Annotated in this window: 8 protein-coding genes; 4 read left to right on the plus strand and 4 right to left on the minus strand. The window is 75.2% G+C overall.

The features are described from left to right. Window positions 1-92: 92 nt before the first annotated feature. A complete protein-coding gene (locus tag ACQ5SO_RS08360; protein ID WP_430941132.1) occupies window positions 93-1,040 on the plus strand; it encodes a hypothetical protein in 948 nt (315 codons plus the stop codon). 48 nt (window positions 1,041-1,088) lie between these two features. Here the strand turns inward: ACQ5SO_RS08360 and ACQ5SO_RS08365 are convergent, their stop codons facing one another. From ACQ5SO_RS08365 to ACQ5SO_RS08375, 3 genes are read right to left on the minus strand one after another with little or no spacing between them, the layout of a single operon-like run. Beyond that, complete coding sequence (locus ACQ5SO_RS08365) at window positions 1,089-1,886, minus strand: metal ABC transporter permease (RefSeq protein ID WP_430941140.1); 798 nt, start codon at window positions 1,884-1,886, stop codon at window positions 1,089-1,091. Continuing rightward, window positions 1,886-2,692 carry an ATP-binding cassette domain-containing protein gene (locus tag ACQ5SO_RS08370; RefSeq protein WP_430941133.1) on the minus strand — a complete coding sequence of 269 codons (807 nt, stop codon included), beginning with the start codon at window positions 2,690-2,692 and terminating at the stop codon, window positions 1,886-1,888. The genes ACQ5SO_RS08365 and ACQ5SO_RS08370 overlap by 1 nt, the downstream gene beginning before the upstream one ends. After that, window positions 2,689-3,216, minus strand: coding sequence for a transcriptional repressor (locus ACQ5SO_RS08375; RefSeq protein ID WP_430941134.1), 528 nt, complete (start codon window positions 3,214-3,216; stop codon window positions 2,689-2,691). Before ACQ5SO_RS08375 ends, ACQ5SO_RS08370 begins: the two co-directional genes overlap by 4 nt. A 90-nt stretch (window positions 3,217-3,306) precedes the next feature. Between ACQ5SO_RS08375 and ACQ5SO_RS08380 the strand changes: the two genes are divergently transcribed. From ACQ5SO_RS08380 to ACQ5SO_RS08390, 3 genes are all read left to right on the plus strand, one after another. Further along, complete coding sequence (locus ACQ5SO_RS08380) at window positions 3,307-4,299, plus strand: zinc ABC transporter substrate-binding protein (protein ID WP_430941135.1); 993 nt, start codon at window positions 3,307-3,309, stop codon at window positions 4,297-4,299. Between the two features lie 132 nt (window positions 4,300-4,431). After that, complete coding sequence (locus tag ACQ5SO_RS08385; protein ID WP_430941136.1) at window positions 4,432-4,611, plus strand: hypothetical protein; 180 nt, start codon at window positions 4,432-4,434, stop codon at window positions 4,609-4,611. 149 nt (window positions 4,612-4,760) lie between these two features. Beyond that, entirely contained in the window at window positions 4,761-5,717 is a 957-nt protein-coding gene (locus ACQ5SO_RS08390; protein ID WP_430941137.1) for a hypothetical protein, read from the plus strand. A 4-nt stretch (window positions 5,718-5,721) separates the two neighbouring features. On the opposite strand, the gene ACQ5SO_RS08395 is transcribed toward ACQ5SO_RS08390, so the two are convergent. After that, window positions 5,722-6,297, minus strand: a complete 576-nt coding sequence (locus ACQ5SO_RS08395; protein WP_430941138.1) for a 5-formyltetrahydrofolate cyclo-ligase — start codon at window positions 6,295-6,297, stop codon at window positions 5,722-5,724. Between the last annotated feature and the right edge of the window lie 608 nt (window positions 6,298-6,905).

Consider the following 6,905-nt stretch of genomic DNA (forward strand, 5'->3'; position numbering starts at 1 on the left):
GGTTGTATTCATCTGCTACGCTGACCAAGCGTCCGAGCCCCCGTGAACGCCAGGGCGCGCAAGAACGCCATCGAGCAGGGAAGGCGAAGCACATGAAAATCTGGAAACGCTCCGGCAAGGACAGCCCCGCCGCCGCCGCGATCAACCGCTGGCTCTGGCCGCGCCTGATGCCAGAACTTTGCGCCCCGCACGGGGGGACGCTGTTCCTCGGATGCGGCCCCGCGCTCAGCGCCCACAACCCGGCGCTGGAGCATCACCCGCGGATCATCGTCTTCGGCGCCGGGGCCTCGGACCCGCTCGACCTGCCCGATTTCACCGCCGCCGACTGGGACCTGCGCTTCCTGCGCGGGCCGGAGACCGCCGAGGCGCTGGGGCTGCGGGGCGAGCACTGGCTGTGCGACCCGGCGGCGCTGACCGCCGACGCGCTGCCGGGGCCGCTGCGCCGCCGCCGCTGGGCGGGGCCGCGCCGGGTCGCCTTCATGCCCGGGCCGCTGATGGCCGAGGGCGCGGCCCAGCGCCTCGCCGCCGCCGCCGGGCTGCACATGATCCAGACCGAGGGACGGATGGAAAGCTGGCTGCACCAGCTGCTCGACTGCGACGCGCTGATCTGCGCGGAACCGGCGGCGGCGGCGGCGGCGGACTCGCTCGGCATTCCCTGGCGGCCCCTCTCGGTGTCCCGCGACGGGGAAAAGGACGCGCGGCTGGAATTCGAATGGCGCGACTGGACGCGGGCGATGGACCTGTTCTCGGTCGCCCTGTCGCTGCGCCCGCCGGCGGAAGCGCGGCCGGGCGAGCCGCTGAGCCGGGTGCTCGACGGCATCGCGCTGCGCCGGGCGGCCTCGGACCTGCGGGCCGCGGCGCGGACGGACCAGTGGTCGCTCTCGGACCGCACGCTGCTGCGCCAGCGGCTCGAGGCGATGCGCGAGGCGCTGGCCGAGATGCGCGACGACTTCGCCCCGCGCGAGGCGCGCCGAAAGGGCGTCGGCGCCATCGCCGCCCGCGGCCACCTGCACGTGGTCGGCGGCGCCGCGGCGATCTGACGGCCCAATGCCCGGACCCGGGGACGCGACGCGCCCCTGGGCGGCCCTTCAGGCGCGGTCGAGCAGGCCGCGCAGGCTCATCGACAGGGCCAGGATCACGGTGGCGGCGACCACGATGCTCGGGCCCGCGGGGGCGTCCGCGTGCCAGGCCAGCGCAAGGCCGAGCCCCGCCGCCGCCATGCCGATCCCCGCCGCCTGCACCGCCATCGCCTCGGGCGTCTTCGCGAAGCTGCGCGCCGCGGCCGCAGGGATCACCAGCATCGCGGTGATCAGCAACGCCCCGACCACCTTGATCCCCGCCGCCACCAGCAGCGCCAGCGCGAGCGCCAGCACCAGGCGCTCGAGCTCGGGGTCATGCTCCTCCGCCGCCGCCAGATCGGCGTTGAGGGTCGAGGCGATCAGCCCCCGCCAGCGCCAGGCGACCAGCGCCGAGACCCCCGCCGCCGCGCCCCAGATCACCAGCAGGTCCCCGCGCCCGACGGCGAGGATGTCGCCGAAGAGGTAGGTCTCGAGGTCCAGCCGCACGCCGGGCAGCAGCGCCGCGGTCACGAGGCCGACGGCCAGCGCGGAATGGGCCGCGACGCCCAGCAGCGTGTCCATCGCCCAGCTGCGCCCGGCCAGCTTCGCCGCCCCCGCCGCCATCGCCGCGGCGGCCAGCAGCACGCCGCCGAACACCGGCACGTCCGCGGCCAGCGCCAGCGCGACGCCGAGGATCGCCGCGTGGCTCGCCGCATCGCCGAAATAGGCCATCCGCCGCCAGACCACGAAGCAGCCGAGCGGCCCGGCGGCGCAGGCCACCCCCGCGCCGGCCAGCGCCGCGCGGACCAGGAAATCATCGAGGATCATCACGCCGCCGCGCCTCCGCCCTGCGCCGCATGGGCGTGGTCATGGGAATGGTCATGATTGTGATCACAGGCGCCGTCATGATCGTGGACGTGGTCGTGATCATGGTCATGCCGGTGCTGGTAGAAGGCCAGCGCCTGCGCCTCGGACGCGCCGAACAGCGCCTTCCACTCCGCCGAATCCAGCACCGCCTGGGGCTTGCCCTCGCAGCAGACATGCCCGTTCAGGCACACCACCCGGTCCGAGGCGCGCATGACGACGGACAGGTCGTGGCTGACCAGCAGCACGGCGCAGCCCTCCTCGCGCTGGACCTGCTCGATCAGCGCGTAGAACCGCGCCGCGCCGGGGGCGTCTAGGCCCTGGGTCGGCTCGTCCAGCACCAGCAGGTCGGGCTTGCGCAGCAGCGCGCGGGCCAGCAGCGCCCGCTGCAGCTGCCCGCCCGAAAGGGCCGAGAGCTGGCGCCCGGCCAGCCCCCCGGCGCCGACATGCTCCAGCATCCGCGCCCGTTCCGCCCGCCCCGCAGAGGCCCCCAGCTTCAGGAACCGGTCCACGGTCAGCGGCATCGCCGCCTCGGCATGGAGCTTCTGCGGCACGTAGCCGATGCGCAGGCCCGCGCGGCGCTCGACCTTGCCGGCCGAGGGCTTCAGCGCGCCGATCGCAAGGCGGATCAGGGTGGATTTCCCGGCGCCGTTGGGGCCGACCACGGTCACGATCTCTCCCGGCGCGATGGCGAGGTCGACGCCCGACAGCGCCGAGGCGCCGTGGAAGGACGCGCCCGCGCCGCGCAGGGCCAGCAGCGGCGCGCTCACGCCTCCTCCTCCGCCCGGCAGGCGGGGCAGAGGCCGGTCGCCTCGACCACCTGGGTCTCGATCTCGAAGCCCAGCGCATCGGCGGCGGCCCCGAGGCCGGGCTGCGCGGCCGGCGCCGCCGTCTCGGCCACCGTACGGCAGGCGCGGCAGACGAGGAAGGCGGGGGTGTGCCGCCCCTCCGGCCCGTCCGGGTGGGCGCAGGCGACGAAGGCGTTGAGCTTCTCGATCCGGTGGGCGAAGCCGTTGGCGGTCAGGAACTCCAGCGCGCGATAGGCGACGGGCGGCTTGGCGCCCAGCCCCTCGGCCGCGAGGCGTTCGAGCACCTCGTAGGCCCCCAGCGCGCGGTGGGATTCGAGCAGGATCTCCAGCACCCGGCGGCGCACGGGGGTCAGGCGCAGGCCCTGCGCGGCGCAGGTCTGCGCGGCATGGGCCAGCGCGTCTTCGCGGCAGCGCCCGTGGTCATGGCGCGCGAAGGCGCAGCCGGTCTGGGCGGCCGCGCCCTGGGCATCGCTCGGATCGGGCATCTCGAATCTCCCTCTGGACATGTTATGTTATAACAAGTAGCCCTTCGCCGGTGCAAGCCCTCCCCCTTTCCGATGACCGGAGCCTTTTCGATGCGCAGCCTCTCCCTGGTTTTCGTCCTGCTTTCAACCGCTTCGCCGCTGGTCGCCGCGCCGCGCGTGGCGGTCGACATCGCGCCGGTTCATTCCATCGCGACCTCGGTGATGGAGGGGGCGGGGACGCCGGACCTGATCCTGCCGCCCGACGCCTCGCCCCATCACCACGCCATGCGCCCGTCCGAGGCGCGGGCGCTGTCGCGGGCCGAGCTTGTGATCACGGTCGGCCCGGCGCTGGTTCCGTGGATGACCGACGCGGCGGCGCGGCTGGCGCCGGGCGCCGCGGTGCTGGCGCTCGGGCCGCTGCCCGGGGAGGAAGACGGCCATGACGGTCACGACGACCACGAGGGCGAGCACGGCCATGACGATCACGAGGCGCATCACGACGACGATCATGACGATCACGGGCATGACGATCACGGCCACGACGACCACGACGAGGATCACGGCCACGAGGACGCCCATGACCATGGCGGGGTCGACCCCCATGCCTGGCTCGACCCGCGCGAGGCGGCGGACTGGGGCCGCCGCATCGCCGAGGCGCTGGCCGCGGCCGATCCCGACCAGGCCGCGCTCTACCGCGCCAACGCCGCCGCGCTGGCCGAGGACCTCGCGGCGCTGGAAGCCGAGCTCGCCGCGCAGCTCGCCCCGGTGCAGGGCCGTCCCTATGTCGCCTATCACGACGCCTATGGCTGGTTCGAACGGCGCTTCGGCCTCTCGCCCCTCGGGGCCGCGGCGCAGTCGGATGCGGCCCGCCCCGGCCCGGCCCGGGTGGCAGCGCTGCGCGACGCGCTGGCGGCGGCGGACGCGCCCTGCGTCTTCGTCGAGCCGCAGCAGCCCGAGCGCCTGCTGCGCGCGCTGACCGAGGGGACCGAGGCGAAGACCGGGCGGCTCGATCCGCTCGGCGCCGACATTCCCACCGGCAAGGGCCAGTATCCCGCCCTGCTGCGCGCCATCGCCGACGGTCTGACCGCGTGCCTCGCGCGCTGAGGGCGGGGTCGGGGTCAAGGGGCCGTGAATTAGGGATAATTCAACCGAAAGCTTGATATCCGTTTCCCGAAGCGCAAATGTCATGAAAGCGTCACACACGACGTTCTGCATTTTACGCAAAGGGATAAAACCATGAACGTTCACACGGCCCATTGCCTTCTGCCCCTGTCCACGCCGCGCGAGCTGAACGCGCGCGAGGGGCTGCTCTATATCGACCATGCCGGGCTCGCCGGCGCCGACAGCTGGCGGCGCCGCGTGCGCGCCCGCATCGGCGCGATGGCCTTCGGGCTGCTCGGCCGCCCGCGGTTCTGACCGGCGCCGGACGCGGCGCAGGGCACGCGCTGAACCGGCGCGATGCATCGAAGCTGTTGAAAAATTGCGCCGTCCCGGGCCGAATGGCCCGGGGCGCGCCGCGCGGGGACTCACCCGCCGCCGCGGCCCCGCGGGAGCGAGAGGGCCGCATGACCGACCAGCCAGGATTTGCATGGATGCGCGCCGCACGCCGCGCGGGACTGTCCCGGCGCGCGCTGCTGGGCGCCTCGGCCGGGGCCGCCGCGGCGGTCGGCGCGCGGCTCCGCGGCCGGGCCGACGCCCGCGACGCCGAGACCGCCGACGCCCCCGGCCCGCTGCGCGTCGCGGGCATGGGCGGGCCGGGCGCGCCGCTCCCCGAAACCCTCCTCTCCGGCTGGGCCGAGACCGGGCGCGACCGCCCCGCCCCGGCGGAGGACGCCGCGACCGCCGATATTCTCGTTCTGCCCCATGACCTTGCCGGCGCCGACGACCTGCCGCCCCTGCGCCCGCTGCCCGCCGCGGACGGCCCCTTCGCCGCGCTTGAAGCCGACTGGAGCGGCTGCTGGCGCGCCGGGGGGATGCAGCTGCTGGGCCTCGCCCTGCCCGCCGACGCCGCCCCGCGCGAGGACGCCGTGGGCGGCGAGGCGCGGGCGATCCTCTTCGCCGCGGCGCTGGAACTGGAGGAGGACGGCGTCCTGCCCCCCGGCGCCGCGATCGCCGCGCACCGGGACCCGGCGATGGCCGAAACGGTGTTCGCCGCGCTCGAGGCCGCCCTGCCCCGCCGCCGCCTGCTGAGCGTGACCGAGGCCGCCGCCCTCGGCGCGCCCTCCGTCTGCACCGCCCGCGCCGCCGCCGCGGCGCAGCCCCGGCCCGGCGCGGTCAGCTTCGATCTGCCGCTGGGCGGGGTTCCGGCGCGGCTGATGGGCTTCGCGATCCCCGCCGCCGCCCCCCGCCCCGCGCAGGCCGCGGCCTTCATCGCCTGGGCCGCCGCGCAGGCCGAGGCCGACTGGTCCGGCGGCGACGTGGTCCTGATGGACGAGGCGCTGGCCGAGCTGCACCCGATGCCGCCCGAAAGCCTCGCCCATGCCGCGCGGCGCCGGGCGGCGGAGGCGCGCCTCTTCGCCTGAGCGGTCAGCGGAAGCGGGTGGCCCCGGTCTCGGTGGCGACGGCGTCCAGCGGCATGTCGGTGGCCTCGGTCGGCAGCGCCTCCGCCTCCTGCGCCGCGTGGGCGAAGCCGATGGCGCGCAGGCCGGGCCGGGCCGCCAGCGTGCGGTCATAGAACCCCCCGCCATAGCCGAGCCGCATCCCCCGCCGGTCGAAGGCGACCAGCGGCAGGATCAGCACGTCGGGATCGGCGGGGGTTTCCTCTTGCGGGACCAGGGCCTTGAACGCCCCCTCGACCAGCGGCGCGCCGGGGGTCCAGCGGCGGAAGGAGAGCGGCAGCCCGTCCCCCTCCACCACCGGCAGGCACAGCCGCGCGCCCGCGCGGTGCAGCGCCTCCATGGCCGGGCGGGGGTCGATCTCGGTGCGGATCGGCATGTAGCCGGCGATCATCGCGCCGCGCGCCGCGTCTTCGGCCAGCAGCGACAGGAGATGCCCCGCGGCGGCCACGGCATGCGCGGCGGCGTTGCGGTGCGCCTCGCGGCGGGCGGCGAAAGCGGCGGCGCGGGCGGCCGCCTTGGCGTCGGAGAGGGAAAGCTCGGTCATGGGCGAGAGGATGCCGCCGGGGCGGCATGGGGTCGAGCCCGGAGGCGACATGCGGCGGGCCCGTCGCGACCGTGGAGGGATCTGATCCTCGCGAGCCTGGGTAACCAGGTGGGCGCCAGGTGCAACAGGCCACGGCCCGAAGCAGAGCCAGCTCCCGCGAGAAGATTTAAGGCCACCAGGATCCAGTCCTCGCACGTGAAGAACAGCACCCGCCTGCGACCACAGATAGGGCGGGCGGGGGGATTCGGAAAGGGGGGGAATGGTTGATGAGAGGTTGCGCCAGTTGCGGGGGCTTCCGCCCTCCTCCGGCGCAAATGCGGGGGGGCTTCCGCCCCCCCGAACCCCCCGATCAAGGGAGCGAGCCCCCTTGAGATCCCCCGAAGTTGGGGGGAGGTGCGACGGTGGAGGCGCGCGGTCGTGGGCAAGCGCCTTGGCGCGGGGCGGGCGGGCCGATGCGGGCCGAAGGACCGCGAGGTCTGCCGGCCCCGCGCGACGCGGATCACATCAGAGCAACGCCGGATCGTCATGCAACCCAGCCTGCGGAGGGAGGGGGGTGGGGGGGGGGGGGGGGGGGGGGGGGGGGGGGGGGGGAGGGGGGGGGGGGGGGG

Source organism: Rhodovulum sp. DZ06 (assembly GCF_050586345.1).
In the GTDB taxonomy this organism is placed as follows: Bacteria; Pseudomonadota; Alphaproteobacteria; order Rhodobacterales; family Rhodobacteraceae; genus JBOCEF01.

Bases quoted from the DNA above. Each gene is read 5' to 3' on its own strand.
- ACQ5SO_RS08385 (WP_430941136.1), top strand. From the start codon at position 4,432: ATGAACGTTCACACGGCCCATTGCCTTCTGCCCCTGTCCACGCCGCGC.
- ACQ5SO_RS08375 (WP_430941134.1), bottom strand. From the start codon at position 3,216: ATGCCCGATCCGAGCGATGCCCAGGGCGCGGCCGCCCAGACCGGCTGC.
- ACQ5SO_RS08390 (WP_430941137.1), top strand. From the start codon at position 4,761: ATGACCGACCAGCCAGGATTTGCATGGATGCGCGCCGCACGCCGCGCG.
- ACQ5SO_RS08380 (WP_430941135.1), top strand. From the start codon at position 3,307: ATGCGCAGCCTCTCCCTGGTTTTCGTCCTGCTTTCAACCGCTTCGCCG.
- ACQ5SO_RS08365 (WP_430941140.1), bottom strand. From the start codon at position 1,886: ATGATCCTCGATGATTTCCTGGTCCGCGCGGCGCTGGCCGGCGCGGGG.
- ACQ5SO_RS08395 (WP_430941138.1), bottom strand. From the start codon at position 6,297: ATGACCGAGCTTTCCCTCTCCGACGCCAAGGCGGCCGCCCGCGCCGCC.
- ACQ5SO_RS08360 (WP_430941132.1), top strand. From the start codon at position 93: ATGAAAATCTGGAAACGCTCCGGCAAGGACAGCCCCGCCGCCGCCGCG.